Annotated in this window: 14 protein-coding genes and 2 pseudogenes; 11 read left to right on the top strand and 5 right to left on the bottom strand. The window is 69.5% G+C overall.

The annotated features are described in order from the left end of the window. Window positions 1-5: 5 nt before the first annotated feature. Window positions 6-197, bottom strand: coding sequence for a hypothetical protein (locus JHN45_RS31280; RefSeq protein ID WP_201052011.1), 192 nt, complete (start codon window positions 195-197; stop codon window positions 6-8). Next, a complete protein-coding gene (locus JHN45_RS31275) occupies window positions 194-400 on the bottom strand; it encodes an XRE family transcriptional regulator (protein WP_201052009.1) in 207 nt (68 codons plus the stop codon). Before JHN45_RS31275 ends, JHN45_RS31280 begins: the two co-directional genes overlap by 4 nt. Window positions 401-660: 260 nt before the next feature. Between JHN45_RS31275 and JHN45_RS31270 the strand changes: the two genes are divergently transcribed. The 6 genes and pseudogenes from JHN45_RS31270 to JHN45_RS31245 all read left to right on the top strand — a co-directional run bounded on the left by JHN45_RS31270 (window position 661) and on the right by JHN45_RS31245 (window position 5,496). Further along, the gene (locus JHN45_RS31270) at window positions 661-1,107 is read left to right on the top strand and encodes a helix-turn-helix domain-containing protein (protein WP_201052007.1); all 447 of its coding nucleotides are present in this window, start codon (window positions 661-663) and stop codon (window positions 1,105-1,107) included. A 35-nt stretch (window positions 1,108-1,142) separates the two neighbouring features. Next, the gene (locus JHN45_RS31265) at window positions 1,143-1,493 is read left to right on the top strand and encodes a hypothetical protein (RefSeq protein WP_201052005.1); all 351 of its coding nucleotides are present in this window, start codon (window positions 1,143-1,145) and stop codon (window positions 1,491-1,493) included. Continuing rightward, window positions 1,490-3,121, top strand: coding sequence for a recombinase family protein (locus tag JHN45_RS31260; protein ID WP_307783238.1), 1,632 nt, complete (start codon window positions 1,490-1,492; stop codon window positions 3,119-3,121). The genes JHN45_RS31265 and JHN45_RS31260 overlap by 4 nt, the downstream gene beginning before the upstream one ends. Window positions 3,122-3,230: 109 nt before the next feature. Continuing rightward, window positions 3,231-4,151: pseudogene (locus JHN45_RS31255) on the top strand (AMP-binding protein); the annotation flags it as partial. Continuing rightward, window positions 4,148-4,882, top strand: a complete 735-nt coding sequence (locus JHN45_RS31250; RefSeq protein WP_200715388.1) for an enoyl-CoA hydratase family protein — start codon at window positions 4,148-4,150, stop codon at window positions 4,880-4,882. The pseudogene JHN45_RS31255 and the gene JHN45_RS31250, both read left to right, overlap by 4 nt. After that, window positions 4,870-5,496, top strand: a complete 627-nt coding sequence (locus JHN45_RS31245) for a TetR/AcrR family transcriptional regulator (RefSeq protein WP_200715389.1) — start codon at window positions 4,870-4,872, stop codon at window positions 5,494-5,496. Before JHN45_RS31250 ends, JHN45_RS31245 begins: the two co-directional genes overlap by 13 nt. A 66-nt stretch (window positions 5,497-5,562) precedes the next feature. Here the strand turns inward: JHN45_RS31245 and JHN45_RS31240 are convergent, their stop codons facing one another. Then, a complete protein-coding gene (locus tag JHN45_RS31240) occupies window positions 5,563-6,669 on the bottom strand; it encodes a citrate synthase 2 (protein WP_201052003.1) in 1,107 nt (368 codons plus the stop codon). Window positions 6,670-6,822: 153 nt separating this feature from the next. On the opposite strand from JHN45_RS31240, the gene pdxH reads away from it, so the two are divergent. Together pdxH and JHN45_RS31230 are read left to right on the top strand one after the other, a co-directional pair. Next, window positions 6,823-7,542 (top strand): pyridoxamine 5'-phosphate oxidase, encoded by a 720-nt coding sequence (gene pdxH, locus JHN45_RS31235; RefSeq protein WP_374192803.1) that lies wholly within the window; start codon window positions 6,823-6,825, stop codon window positions 7,540-7,542. A 139-nt stretch (window positions 7,543-7,681) separates the two neighbouring features. After that, window positions 7,682-8,173, top strand: a complete 492-nt coding sequence (locus JHN45_RS31230) for a DUF3592 domain-containing protein (RefSeq protein WP_200715391.1) — start codon at window positions 7,682-7,684, stop codon at window positions 8,171-8,173. Between the two features lie 172 nt (window positions 8,174-8,345). Here JHN45_RS31230 and JHN45_RS31225 read toward each other — a convergent pair. Next, window positions 8,346-8,679: pseudogene (locus JHN45_RS31225) on the bottom strand (nucleotidyltransferase family protein). A gap of 101 nt (window positions 8,680-8,780) precedes the next feature. On the opposite strand from JHN45_RS31225, the gene JHN45_RS31220 reads away from it, so the two are divergent. Further along, window positions 8,781-10,199: a PAS domain-containing protein gene (locus tag JHN45_RS31220; protein ID WP_201052001.1), complete on the top strand. Its 1,419-nt coding sequence runs from the start codon at window positions 8,781-8,783 to the stop codon at window positions 10,197-10,199. Between the two features lie 39 nt (window positions 10,200-10,238). On the opposite strand, the gene JHN45_RS31215 is transcribed toward JHN45_RS31220, so the two are convergent. Next, window positions 10,239-10,994, bottom strand: a complete 756-nt coding sequence (locus tag JHN45_RS31215; protein WP_200715393.1) for an SIS domain-containing protein — start codon at window positions 10,992-10,994, stop codon at window positions 10,239-10,241. 226 nt (window positions 10,995-11,220) lie between these two features. Between JHN45_RS31215 and JHN45_RS31210 the strand changes: the two genes are divergently transcribed. Together JHN45_RS31210 and JHN45_RS31205 are read left to right on the top strand one after the other, a co-directional pair. After that, window positions 11,221-11,913 carry a metal-dependent transcriptional regulator gene (locus JHN45_RS31210; RefSeq protein WP_019075666.1) on the top strand — a complete coding sequence of 231 codons (693 nt, stop codon included), beginning with the start codon at window positions 11,221-11,223 and terminating at the stop codon, window positions 11,911-11,913. A 529-nt stretch (window positions 11,914-12,442) separates the two neighbouring features. Then, entirely contained in the window at window positions 12,443-13,300 is an 858-nt protein-coding gene (locus tag JHN45_RS31205) for an alpha/beta fold hydrolase (protein WP_201051999.1), read from the top strand. The last annotated feature ends 50 nt before the right edge of the window (window positions 13,301-13,350 follow it).

Below are 13,350 nucleotides of genomic sequence, written 5' to 3'. Positions count from 1 at the left end.
GGGCTTCAGGCGGCGGCGCGGCGTTCGACGGCGGGCGCCTGCTGGCGCTGCTGGCGTTCGAGGCGGCGCAAGACGAGTTCGGCCTCGGGGGCGAGGCGGCCGGCGGCGCGGTCGCGGTCGCGGCGGTCCCGTGCGGCGTCGAGGACCCGGCGGGCGCTGGCGAATGCCTGCTCGCGGGGGATCACGTGGCCGGTCATGCGGCGGCCTTCTTGATCAACTGCCCGGCGGAAACGCCGTAGTGCGTTTCAACTGCCGCCGCTACGTTGGCACTTGGGGCCGTGTGTCCGTTCCACAAGCGCCATGCGGTGGTGCGTGCAACCGTCAATCGTCGTGCCGTGTCTGACGGAGTGCGGTCCCCCGCTTGTCGGGCGGCGGCGATCAGGGCGGCGCGGTCATACATGAGCACCTTCCTTCCATGGATGGATTACTTCCTTCCATGGATGGAACGTTAACATGCTGATGTGGCGGATGAGTCGAACGCCTGTACGGAAAGCACTTGCCGAATGCTGTTGACACTCGGCATATGCCCGACAACAATCGGTCACCTGTTCGAGTGCATCGCCGCAGTTCATTGGGGGTGAACCGTGCTAAACATGCACGCTTCGGGCGAGTTGGAATGGTCGCCTGGTAGCTACGTTCCACGGACGGTATGTTCCATCCATGGAACATACGAACTCGGGCGAGAGCGACCTCGCGACGCCGGAGCAGTTCGGCGCCTGGCTCAAGGGCCAGCTTGAGCAACGCGGCTACGACCTGAAGCCCAGAGGGGGCGGCCAAAGCAGGTTCGCCGAAGACGCCGGCCTCGGCGGCGGCACCGTCAGCCGCATTCTGCGGGGGCAGGCCGTCACGGAGACACGCACACTTCAGGCGATTGCCGCCGCCCTCCGCCTGCCCCTCGCCGAGGTGCTCGTCGCCGCCGGCGTGCTCAGCGCACGCGAGCTGCACGACGTCCGCAACCCCACCCGCACCGACCCACTAACACCCGAAACCGCTGCCGACGAACTAGGCATCACCGACCCGCAGTCACGCCGCCTCTTCGTCAACATGACCGCCACCCTGCGAGAGCAGCGCGCCGAGAACGGCGAGGGACGCATCGCCGAGAACTAACCGCACGGAGAGGCAGCACAGTGACCCACCGATACATGCCCGTATTCGCCTTCACCCTGCTCGCGGTGGGGATCAGCGCGGGCGCTGTCGGCTTACTCGGCAACAACGACGACCTGTTCGGGACCGGCCTGTTCATCGTCCTCGCCGCTCTTCCCCTGACCATCATCCGCACTGTGCAGAACTCCCAGCGCGTCACCGACGACCAACTCGCCGACGCCGACCGCGCCGGATACAACCGCGCCCTTGACCACGTCGCCCGCGGCCTGCTCGACGCACCCACCCCGCCCACGCCGGGCAACCGGGAGGACCGCGCCGAGCGGGATGCGGGCAACGTGATCACGTTGAACCCGAACCGCGTTCGACACACCGAACGGAAGGCACAGTGACCGACCTCCTGATACCACCCACCTTTCAGGCAACGCCGCACATCGGCGAACCCTGGCTCGGGTACATCCGCGTTTCGACGTGGAAGGAAGAGAAGATCAGCCCTGAGCTGCAAGAAACGGCCATCAACGCATGGGCCAAGCGAACCGGGCGGCGCATCATCGGCTGGATAGTCGACCTCGACGCCACCGGCCGGAACTTCAAACGCAAGATCATGCAAGGCATAGAGCAAGTCGAGCGCGGCGAACCCGTCGGCATCGCCGTCTGGAAGTTCAGCCGATTCGGCCGCAATGATCTCGGCATCGCCGTCAACCTTGCCCGACTCGAACACGCCGGCGGTCAACTCGCCTCGGCCACCGAAGACGTCGACGCGCGAACCGCCGTAGGACGCTTCAACCGCGCCATCCTCTTTGACCTCGCTGTATTCGAAAGCGACCGCGCCGGCGAGCAATGGAAGGAGACACACGCCCACCGGCGCGCACTGAAACTCCCCGCCACCGGTCGGCCGCGCTTCGGGTACATCTGGCACCCAAGACGAGTGCCCGACCCCACGGCACAGGGCGGAATCCGCCTGCAAGAAGAACGGTACGAACGACACCCCGACCTCGGACCAGTCGGCACAGAACTGTACGAGAGGAAGATCGCCCGCGAAGGGTTCGCCATGCTCGCTCACTGGCTCAACGACGAGATGAGCATCCCGACCACGCGCGGAAACCGATGGGCGCCCAACACGGTGCAGCGGTATCTCGACTCAGGATTCGGGGCCGGCCTGCTCCGTGTTCATGACCCAGAGTGCACATGCGGCCTAGGCCGCGACTACTTCGACGGCTGCAAGGCCGACCGCATGATCTACATAGCCGGTGCCCAACCGGCGCTTATCGCGCCCGACCAGTGGGAGGAGTACCAACAGCACCGTAAGGAAGTGAAGGCGACGCCCCCGCGGGCCCGCCGTGCCACGTACTCAACGACCGGCATTGGAAGCTGTGGAAACTGCCGAGGGTCGGCCGTCGCCCGCTCCAGCCGCTACGGACGTGGTGACACCCTCACCTGTTACAACCACAAGAACAAGGGCAAGTCCGAATGCCTGCTCGGCATGTACGTACGCCGGGACGAGGTGGAAAAGGAGATACGCGATTGGCTCACGCGCGACGTCGCCGACGGCATCGACAACGCGCCGGCCGCCGTCCCCCCACAACGCACCCCGCCGCCAGACCCACGCCAGCAGGCCGCTGAGGCTCGCGCACGTCTACAGGCCGAACTCGCCAAGATCGATGACGCACTCGTTCGGCTCACCACCGATCACGTCCTCGACCCGGACAAGTATCCGGCCGACACGTTCGCGCAGGTGCGCGACCAACTGCTAGACCGAAAAGGTGTGTTGGTCAAGGATCTGCAAGCGGTCGCCGACGACGAGGCCACACCAGACCGCGCAGACTTCCGCCCGCTGGTCGTCGGCCTGCTCGCCGAGTGGGACACCATCACCCCCGTAGAGAAGAACGCCATTTTGCGGCAGGTTCTACGCCGCTTCGTGGTCACCAGCACCAAGAGCGACCGGGGCGCGCAATGGAGCCTCAACCGCTCGTATGAGTTCCACCCCGTGTGGGAGCCTGACCCCTGGGCCGACCGCTAGAGCACGAACCATGCAGGCACGCTTGATTGTTTTCGTGCCCGCTGCCACTCTCTGAACGTCGCACTTCAGCGGACGGAGAGGGGGCCAGATGCTCGCGTGTCCTTTAGACCCACTGACCCACATCTACGGCCTCACGGCCCTGATGAACGCACCCCTGCGCAAGGGCGCCGCGGTCGTCGTCCTCCCGCGCTTCGACCTCGAAACCTTCCTCGCGGCCATCCAGAACCACCGCATCACCGGCCTCTACGTCGCCCCGCCGATCGTCCTGGCCCTGGCCAAGCACCCGGCGGTCGCCCAGTACGACCTCTCGTCGCTGAAGTACATCATCAGCGCCGCCGCACCCCTGGACGCGAACCTCGCCGCCGCCTGCTCGCAGCGCCTGGGCCTGCCGCCCGTGGGCCAGGCCTACGGCATGACGGAACTGTCCCCGGGCACCCACGTGGTCCCCGTCCAGGACATGCCCACGGCACCCCCCGGCACGGTCGGCAAACTCATCGCCGGCACCGAGATGCGGATCGTCTCCCTCGACGACCCCGCCAAGGATCTCGGCATAGGGGAGGCCGGCGAACTCCTCATCCGCGGCCCCCAGGTGATGAAGGGCTACCTCGGCCGCCCCGACGACACCGCCGCGATGATCGACGCGGACGGCTGGCTGCACACCGGGGACGTCGGCCATGTGGACGCCGGCGGCTGGACGTTCGTCGTCGACCGGGTCAAGGAACTCATCAAGTACAAGGGCTTCCAGGTGGCCCCCGCCGAACTGGAGGCCCTCCTGCTCACCCACCCCGGCATCGCCGACGCGGCCGTGGTCGGCGAGTACAACGAGGACAACAACGAGGTCCCGCACGCGTACGTGGTCCGCCAGCAGGCGGCCGTAGACCTCCCCGAAATGACTGAAGGAGAGGTCATGATGTACGTCGCCGAACGCGTCGCCCCCTACAAGCGGGTCCGCCGCGTCACCTTCATCGACGCCGTCCCGCGCGCCGCCTCGGGCAAGATCCTGCGCCGCGAACTCCGAGGCCGCTCATGACCCTGATCGGACGGACCCGCGAACGCGGCATCGAGACCCTGAGCCTGGACTCACCGGCCACCCGCAACGCGCTCTCGGCGCCCCTGGTGGCCGAGTTGGCGGACGCGCTGGCCGACTGCGCAAAGGACACGGACGTACGCGCGATCGTGCTGACCCACACAGGGAACACGTTCTGCGCGGGCGCGGACCTACGGAACCCACCGCCCCCGGACGCCCTGGTGGCCGTACTCCGTCAGATAGTGGAGACGCCCAAACCGGTCGTCGCCCGCGTGACCGGCCACGTACGGGCGGGCGGCCTCGGCCTCCTCGCGGCCTGCGACATCGCGGCGGCCTCCGGGGAGGCCGGCTTCGCGTTCACGGAGGTACGGATCGGGGTCGCCCCGGCGGTGATCTCCCTCCCGCTGCTGCCCCGCACGGACCCCCGCGCCCTCGCCCGTTACTACCTCACCGGCGAACGCTTCGACGCGCCGGAAGCGGCCCGCATCGGCCTGCTGACGACGGCGGGGGAGGACGTGGACGAGTCCCTCGCCCCGATCCTCGACGGCCTGCGCCGCTCCGCCCCCGAGGCCCTGGCCGAGACGAAACGGCTGCTCACGGCTAGGGTGCTGGAAACCTTCGACCGGGACGCGGCCGACCTGACCGCGCTCTCGGCACGGCTGTTCGCCTCCGCGCAGGCCCGCGAGGGGATGACGGCCTTCCTCGAACGACGGGATCCCGCATGGCTGGTGTGAGCGCGGCGCCCGCGACGGGCACGGTCGACCGCAGACCCAAGCAGGACCGCAGCCGGGCCACCCGGCAGCGCCTCCTGGAAGCCGCCGTGTCCTGCCTCGCCGAACACGGCTGGGCAGGCTCCACGGTCTCCGTCGTGGCCGAACGCGCCGGCGTCTCCCGAGGCGCCGCCCAACACCACTTCCCCACCCGCGAAGACCTCTTCACGGCAGCCGTGGAGTACGTGGCCGAGGAACGCTCCACGGCCCTCCGGGCCCTGTTCCCGGAGGGCGCGGACGACCGCCGAGCGGTGGTCGAGGCGTTGGTCGACCTCTACACGGGCCCCCTGTTCCGAGCGGCCCTACACCTCTGGGTGGCCGCGTCGAACGAGGACCAACTCCGGCCTCGGGTAACGGAGTTGGAGGCGAGGGTAGGCCGAGAAACCCACCGCATCGCCGTAGACCTACTGAACGCGGACGAGTCGAGACCGGGCGTACGGGAAACGGTCCAGGGCCTCCTGGACATGGCAAGAGGCCTGGGCCTGGCCAACTTGCTCACAGACGACAGAGGACGCAGGGAGCGAGTCGTGGCCCAATGGGCGGCACTTCTGGAGCACGCCTTGGGCCGAGTCCTTTAGGGGCGCGGGGAACTGCGCGACCAGCCCCCACACACCCGCACCCGTCCACGAACCGGTCCACCCCTCTCAGTGGGCGATGTCCCCAAACCCCTCGATCTCCCGCGGCCCGCGACTCGCAGGCCCCACATACCGCGCGGAAGGCCGCACCAACCGCCCCGTCCGCTTCTGCTCAAGAATGTGCGCCGACCACCCCGCGGTCCGCGCACACGTGAACATCGAAGTGAACATGTGCGCCGGCACCTCGGCGAAGTCGAGCACGATCGCCGCCCAGAACTCGACGTTGGTCGCGAGCACCCGGTCAGGACGCCGAGCGTGCAACTCCGCGAGCGCGGCCTTCTCCAGAGCCTCCGCGATCTCGAACCGCGGCGCCCCCAACTCCCGCGCGGTACGGCGAAGCACCCGCGCCCGAGGATCCTCGGCCCGGTACACCCGGTGCCCGAACCCCATCAACCGTTCACCCTTGTCGAGCGCCTGCCGCACATACGCCTCGGCATCCCCGGTCCGCTCGATCTCCTCGATCATCCCGAGAACACGAGACGGCGCACCACCGTGCAACGGCCCGGACATCGCGCCCACGGCCCCCGACAGCGCGGCAGCGACATCGGCTCCGGTGGACGCGATGACCCGAGCGGTGAAGGTCGACGCGTTCATGCCGTGCTCGGCGGCGGACGTCCAGTACGCGTCCACCGCGGCGACATGCTTCGGATCGGGCTCGCCCCGCCACCGGATCATGAACCGCTCGACAACCGACTGCGCCTTGTCGATCTCGCGCTGCGGCACCATCGCGTTGCCCTGCCCGCGCGCGGACTGGGCGACGTAGGACAGGGCCATGACGGCCGCGCGGGCGAGGTCGTCGCGGGCCTGCTCCTCGTCGATGTCGAGGAGCGGCTTGAGGCCCCACACGGGTGCGAGCATGGCCAGCGCGGACTGTACGTCGACGCGGATGTCACCGGAGTGCACCGGGATCGGGAACGGTTCGGCCGGCGGCAGCCCGGGGTTGAAGGCGCCGTCGACGAGCAGTCCCCACACATTGCCGAACGAGACATGCCCGACCAGATCCTCGATGTCGACGCCCCTGTACCGCAGGGCGCCGCCTTCCTTGTCCGGTTCGGCGATCTCCGTCTCGAACGCGACGATTCCTTCGAGTCCAGGTACAAAGCCCGGGTCGGACATCAGGCGGCTCCTCATGCTGTGGCTCCACGGTCACCGGTGACTCGCGGGCCGAAGATAGAGACACCAGCACCATAACGCCGGGTGCCACCTCTGGGGAGGGTGTGCGGCACTGAGTGCCACCCGAACTCGTGGCCGCACCCGCCGTACGGCAAGATGACCGCCGTGACCGACCGCGATCCCACCGCCGGTGAAGCCACCGCCCGCGATACCGCCGCCCGTGATCCCCGCCTCGACCCCGCCGCGATGCGCAAGCAGTACCGGGCGTCGGGACTGGACGAGACCGACCTGGCGGCCGGCCCGATGACACAGTTCGGCCGCTGGTTCGAGGAGGCGGCGCTCCAGGATCTCGTCTACGAGCCGAACGCCATGGTCGTCTCCACCGCCGACGCCGACGGCCGCCCCAGCTCCCGCACGGTCCTCCTCAAGGACTACGACGACCAGGGCTTCGTCTTCTACACGAACTACGAGTCCCGCAAGGCCCGCGAGCTCGCCGTGAACCCGTACGTCTCCCTGCTCTTCCCCTGGCACCCGATGGCCCGCCAGGTCCTGGTCACCGGCACCGCCCGCCGCACCGGGCGTGACGAGACCGCCGCGTACTTCCGCACCCGCCCGCACGGTTCCCAACTCGGCGCGTGGGCCAGCGCCCAGTCCTCGGTGATCGCCTCCCGGACCGAACTGGAGTCGTCGTACGCCGAGTTGGCCGCCCGCTACCCCGAAGGCGAACAGGTCCCGGTCCCACCCCACTGGGGCGGCTTCCGCATCGCCCCGCAGACGGTCGAGTTCTGGCAGGGCCGAGAGAACCGCCTCCACGACCGCCTCCGCTACACCGCCGAACAGGACGGCAGCTGGCGGGTGGAGCGGCTCAGCCCCTGACCTCTCCTGGCCCCGGACCTGGGATAAGGTCCCTGACTTCGGCCGAAGGAGCGAGGGAGAGGGGCGGGACGACGTGCGGTTTCGGTTTCAGCTGAGCGGGCGGGGCGGGCCGGGCGCCCGCCGATGGATCCTCGTCGGAGTGACCACGTTCGGATCGCTGTTCCTGACCGTCGGGCTGATTCTCGCCGGGGTGTCGATCTCGTTCCTGACAGGCGCGGACCGCGCCCCGGGCACGGTCGTCTCCCTGGACTGGCGGACCAGCCACAGCACCGGCACCTCCCGCACCCACCGCACGAACAGCGGCCCCATGGCGTACCCGGTCGTCGAATTCACCGCGGCACGAGGCACACCGCGCACGTTCCGCAGCTCCACGGGCTCGAATCCGCCGTCGTACGAGACGGGCGACCGCGTCGAGGTCCTCTACCACGCCAGTTCCCCGGAGGACGCGCGCATCAACGGCTTCGTCTCCCTGTGGCTGCTGCCCCTGATCTTCGGCGGAATCGGCCTGGTGATGGTCGTGATCGCGACGGTCGTCGCCCGCCTGACACGCAGGCGACCCGCGAGCTCAGGTCCCTCCGCCTCGCGGCGGGGGAGCCGGCCGGACGTACCGGCGAGCTCGCGGGTCGGGTGACTGCGTTGGGTTAGGCCGGTTGCGTGCAACTCGCACACGCTGGTCCGGCGCCGAACCGAGTACGACGGCGGGCCACTAGCCCGCAGTCACCTCTTCCGTCCGGTATTCATACATCTGCCGAACCACCTCCTTTCCGAAGTACTCGCCACCCTAAGAAGCCGTCGGCCACCGATCAACCGCTTTTCGCGGACGGCATAGGCCACGGCAGCACCATCAGCTCCGGCCAGGACTCCCGCAGGCTCCCGCCGGCGGGACGTCTTCGTCTCGTAGACCTCTTGTGGTGCCCGGACCGGATTCGGGCGTACGACGAGGTCGAAGATGTCGGAGAGGCCGTGGGTAGGGGGACGGCCGGTCACCGTGTTCCAGATCGTTTGGAAGGGGCAGCCCGCGGTCAGGTACCAGTCGGGGAGGCCGAGGGCCGCGGTGCGGTCGAGGACTTCCAGGAGGGGCCGGTCGCGGGACAGCGTCGTCCGCAGCGCGGTGAGCCGTACAACGATTCCCTCAATCTTTAGGAACGCGGTGTGTGCTGCGTCACGTTCGAGTTGAATGATGGTGAGTGAGTGAACCGACGCTCCGTGTCCGCGGACGCAGCCTGCAGGGGGTCCAGGTGAGTGCTTCCCGGCGTAGTGGGACCACCGACGAGTTGGGTCCCGACGAGCCCGAGCGGGACGGTGGTCCCGAGGGGCCCGGTGGGTCCGACCTGCTGGCTGCCCTGCTGGACGGCATGGACGCGGCACTGTGTGCCTTCGACGCCGACGGAGTGCTGACCCACTGGAACCGCGAGGCCGAGCGCATCCTCGGCTGGACCGCGGCCGAGGCCGTCGGACGGCACGGGCTCGCCGGGTGGGCCGTACGGACCGCGGACGCCGAGGAGGTCGAGGGGCGGCTGATGTCCGCCATGCAGGCTCCCGGGCGGCAGGTCAATGAGTTCGCCCTCCTGACGAAGGACGGTGGGCGGGTGCTGGTGCGGACGCAGTCCGCCGCCGTGCGCGGGCCCGACGGGAAGCCCGCCGGGGTCTACTGCGCCTTCAGTGAAGTGCATGCCCAGATCGACCTCGAGAGGTCGATCGCGTTGAGTGAGGCTCTCTTCGAGGACGCCTCCTGGGGGGTCGTGCTCGTCGACGCCGATCTGCGGCCCGCCGTCGTCAACGCGCATGCCGCGCGGGCGCTCGGTACCGGACGAACCTCCGTCCTCGGGCGGCCTCTTGGTGAGCTACTGGCGCAAGGCGTCGAGGAGTTGGAGGCCGCGCTCACGCATGTGCTGGCCGAGGGCGCGCCGCCCGCACCGGCCGAGATCTGGGTGAGCGTACGGACCCCCGAGGGGCATCTGCGGCGCTGCTGGCGGAGCGGGTTCCTGCGGCTGGCCTCGCCGCTCACCGAGGAACCGGTGCCGCTCGGTGTCGGCTGGCTCTTCCAGGACGTCACCGAGGCCAAGCAGATCGAGCAGGAGGCCTCCCTGCTGCGCTTCCGCGCCCAGCAACTGCACCGGGCCGCACGCGCCGCCGCCGAGTGCGAGGACCCGCGCGACGCGGCCACCGTCCACCTCGACTTCGCGCTCGCCGGTTTCGCCGACCACGCCCTTGTCGATCGGGTCGTGGGTGGATCGTTGAACGATCCCGACGGCACGCCGACAGCGGCCGTACGACTCGTGCGGGTCGCCGCCACGCCCACGGGGGCGCCGGGGCCCAGCCTGCTCACCGGCGCGGCCGGGCTGCCCGTGCGCTACGGAGAGGGGCATCCCGCCCTGCAGTGCGTCGAACGCGTCGGCTCCGTACGGGCCAGCATCGGCGCCGTCCCGCCCGAACAGGCCCGGGAGTGGGCCCGGGCCCGCCAGTGGCCCCAGGACGCCGTGCACGCGCTGTGCGCGGTACTGCGCAGCCGGGGGCGGACGCTGGGTGTGGTGACGTTCCTGCGCGGGGCGGGCCGCAGCCCGTTCGAACGGTCCGACTCGATCTACGCCGAGGACGTGGCCGTACGGATCGCGGCGGCCCTGGACCTGGCGGCGGAGGCGGGCGAGAAGCCGTAGGGGTGCCTCAGCACGGGGGCACCTCAGCACGGGGGCACCTCAGTACTGGTAGAAGATCCGGTCCCGGTACTCCTCGAAGACCCGGCCGTTCCACTCGTGGCCGCCGTCGACGTTCCCGGAGCGCAGCAGTGGCGGCTCGATGCCGCGGTCGGCCAGGGTCGCCGCCGCCGTCGCCATGACGGCCTGGAGGAGGGCCGTGGTGACGACCGTGGAGGCGGGGGCGAAGGGGGCCGGGATGGCGTCGTGGGTGAGTTCCGCGTCGCCGATCGCGATCTTCGAGTCGAGTACGACGTCGCAGTGGTCCTTGAGGTACGTCCCCGAGGTGTGCCGTGACGTCGTCTCCGAGGCGTACGCCACCGAGGTGACGCCGATGACGCGGACGCCGAGGGCGCGGGCCTTCATGGCCATCTCCACGGGCAGGGCGTTGCGCCCCGACAGCGAGATGATCACCAGGGCGTCGCCGGAGCGCAGCGGTGACGTCTCCAGGACCACGCCCGCGAGGCCGTCGACGCGCTCCAGGGCGGAGCCCAGCGTGGCCGGCATGACGTCGACGCCGAGGACACCGGGGACCACGAGGAGGTTCATCAGGGCGAGTCCGCCCGCGCGGTAGACGAGATCCTGCGCGGCGAGCGAGGAGTGCCCGGCGCCGAAGGCGAAGAGGCGCCCGCCGTCGGCCACGGTGTCCGCGAGGAGCGTGCCGGCCGCCCCGACGGAGTCGGCCTCTTCGTCGCTGACCCGCTGGAGCAGGGTGATCGCGGCGTCGAAGAACTGGCCGGCCGGCGTACGGTCGCTCATGCGGGAGCCCCCTCTGTGAGTTTGTGTCGCGGATCACCGTGCGGTCTGGACCAAGGGGATGTCAATACGGCGACAGCACGTCTCCAGGGCCGCCGCGGGCGGCCGTAACCGGCTGGTTTCAACGGCGCGGCACGGTTGTCAGTGCGATGCGTCAGAATTGAGTCCAGGGCCAGCGCACGCGCCGCGGAGCCGCCGAGCTTCGGGCAGAGGTAATCGAGGGGCACGTATGTCCGGACTGATCGACACCACGGAGATGTATCTCCGCACCATCCTCGAGCTGGAGGAGGAAGGTGTGGTCCCCATGCGCGCCCGCATCGCCGAGCGGCTCGACCAGAGCGGCCCGACGGTGAGCCAGACGGTGGCACGCATGGAGCGCGACGGCCTGGTGGCCGTCGCCAGCGACCGCCATCTGGAGCTGACCGACGAGGGCCGTCGCCTGGCCACGCGGGTGATGCGCAAGCACCGGCTCGCCGAGTGTCTGCTCGTCGACGTGATCGGCCTGGAGTGGGAGCAGGTGCACGCCGAGGCCTGCCGCTGGGAGCACGTGATGAGCGAGGCCGTGGAGCGGCGGGTCCTGGAGCTGCTGCGCCACCCCACGGAGTCGCCGTACGGCAATCCGATCCCCGGTCTCGAGGAGCTGGGCGAGAAGGACGGGGCGGACCCGTTCCTCGACGAGGGCATGGTGTCGCTGGCCGAGCTGGACCCGGGTCTGGACGGCAAGACGGTCGTGGTGCGCCGGATCGGCGAGCCCATCCAGACGGACGCCCAGCTGATGTACACGCTGCGCCGCGCGGGCGTGCAGCCCGGCTCGGTGGTGAGCGTGACGGAGTCGGCGGGCGGGGTGCTGGTGGGCAGCGGCGGCGAGGCGGCCGAGCTGGACTCGGACATTGCCTCGCATGTGTTCGTCGCCAAGCGCTGACCAAGCGCTGACCACGCCCAGAGCCCGGCAGGGTCGTCAACTCGTGGGGCCGGAGAGGCAGTTGTGGCGTTCCGCCGGTCGCGGAGATTCCAAGATTCAGTGCGCTGAATCGCAGCGCGGGGACGCTTCGCGTGCCAGGCTGTCGCGAGAGGCATATGACCGTGAGGGGGCGGGAGGATGTGCCGCGAACGTGGAGAGGGCCCCGGCGCCGTGCGGCGCCGGGGCCTGTCCTCCCCTGTGCTGACCCGGAGCCCCGAGCTCTCAAGGTCATCCCCTTCGGACCGTTTTCCCCGAGCGGTCCGCCTCCCGCTGAAGATCTCCCCTCGGCAGCGGCGATCATTCCTTGAGCGGGGTCACTCGAACGAGGGGTGTTGCGGCCGGAGACCGCATTTTCGAATCTGTATTCGATAACCTGTGGGTGATGAAACGCGCGGGGCGTGACCTGTAGGAAGAGACGAGCAAGAGAAGAGACAGCAGCAAGAACGAACGGCACAAGCGGCAGAGCGTGGCTAGGGGGGTGCCAGGACCAATGGCGCGGCGCATCGACGTGACCGGAGCAGGCGGCGTACGCCTGGCCGCATGGGAGTTCGCGGACCCTCCCAAATCGGGGGAGATCGAGCGGGCACCCGGAGTTCTCTTACTGCACGGCCTGATGGGCCGCGCCTCGCACTGGGCGTCCACCGCCCGCTGGCTCTCCGAACGGCACCGCGCGGTCGCACTCGACCAGCGCGGCCACGGCCAGAGCGACAAGCCGCCGCAGGCGGCGTTCACCCGTGAGGCCTACGTCGAGGACGCGGAGGCCGCGCTCGAACAGCTGGCGCTCGCCCCGGTCGTCCTCATCGGCCACGCCATGGGCGCGCTCACCGCGTGGCAGCTCGCCGCGAAGCGCCCCGATCTCGTACGGGGGCTGATCATCTGCGACATGCGGGCCTCCGCGCTGGGCGCGGCCTCGCAGCGGGAGTGGTCCGACTGGTTCAAGTCCTGGCCCGTGCCCTTCGCCACGCTGGCCGATGTGCGGAAGTTCTTCGGCGAGGACGACCCGTGGGTGGAACGGCCGAATCCGTCCCGGGGGGAGTTCTACGCCGAGGTCATGCACGAGTCTCCCGACGGGTGGCGGCCGGTGTTCGAGCCGGAGCAGATGCTGAAGTCGCGGGAGACGTGGGTGTACGACGCGCACTGGGAGGAGCTGGCCCAGGTGCAGTGTCCCGCGCTGGTCGTGCGGGGGCTGGACGGGGAGTTGGGGCGGGCGGAGGCGCAGGAGATGGTGCGGGTTCTCCCCCGAGGGGAATATGCGGAGGTTGCCGACGCCGGGCATCTGGTGCACTACGACCAGCCGTTGGCTTGGCGGGCGGCTATTGAGCCGTTTCTTGATGGGGTGCTGGTGTGAGATCGCCTATGGGGGTGGGGAGTTCGGTTGTTTGGCGGGTGCGGGTGCGT

This window comes from Streptomyces sp. MBT53 (assembly GCF_016654115.1).
Taxonomy (GTDB): Bacteria; Actinomycetota; Actinomycetes; order Streptomycetales; family Streptomycetaceae; genus Streptomyces.
This window is presented reverse-complemented; position numbering and strand designations above follow the sequence as displayed.

Bases quoted from the DNA above. Each gene is read 5' to 3' on its own strand.
- JHN45_RS31280 (WP_201052011.1), bottom strand. From the start codon at position 197: ATGACCGGCCACGTGATCCCCCGCGAGCAGGCATTCGCCAGCGCCCGC.
- JHN45_RS31275 (WP_201052009.1), bottom strand. From the start codon at position 400: ATGTATGACCGCGCCGCCCTGATCGCCGCCGCCCGACAAGCGGGGGAC.
- JHN45_RS31270 (WP_201052007.1), top strand. From the start codon at position 661: ATGGAACATACGAACTCGGGCGAGAGCGACCTCGCGACGCCGGAGCAG.
- JHN45_RS31265 (WP_201052005.1), top strand. From the start codon at position 1,143: ATGCCCGTATTCGCCTTCACCCTGCTCGCGGTGGGGATCAGCGCGGGC.
- JHN45_RS31250 (WP_200715388.1), top strand. From the start codon at position 4,148: ATGACCCTGATCGGACGGACCCGCGAACGCGGCATCGAGACCCTGAGC.
- JHN45_RS31245 (WP_200715389.1), top strand. From the start codon at position 4,870: ATGGCTGGTGTGAGCGCGGCGCCCGCGACGGGCACGGTCGACCGCAGA.
- JHN45_RS31240 (WP_201052003.1), bottom strand. From the start codon at position 6,669: ATGTCCGACCCGGGCTTTGTACCTGGACTCGAAGGAATCGTCGCGTTC.
- pdxH (WP_374192803.1), top strand. From the start codon at position 6,823: ATGACCGCCGTGACCGACCGCGATCCCACCGCCGGTGAAGCCACCGCC.
- JHN45_RS31215 (WP_200715393.1), bottom strand. From the start codon at position 10,994: ATGAGCGACCGTACGCCGGCCGGCCAGTTCTTCGACGCCGCGATCACC.
- JHN45_RS31210 (WP_019075666.1), top strand. From the start codon at position 11,221: ATGTCCGGACTGATCGACACCACGGAGATGTATCTCCGCACCATCCTC.
- JHN45_RS31205 (WP_201051999.1), top strand. From the start codon at position 12,443: ATGGCGCGGCGCATCGACGTGACCGGAGCAGGCGGCGTACGCCTGGCC.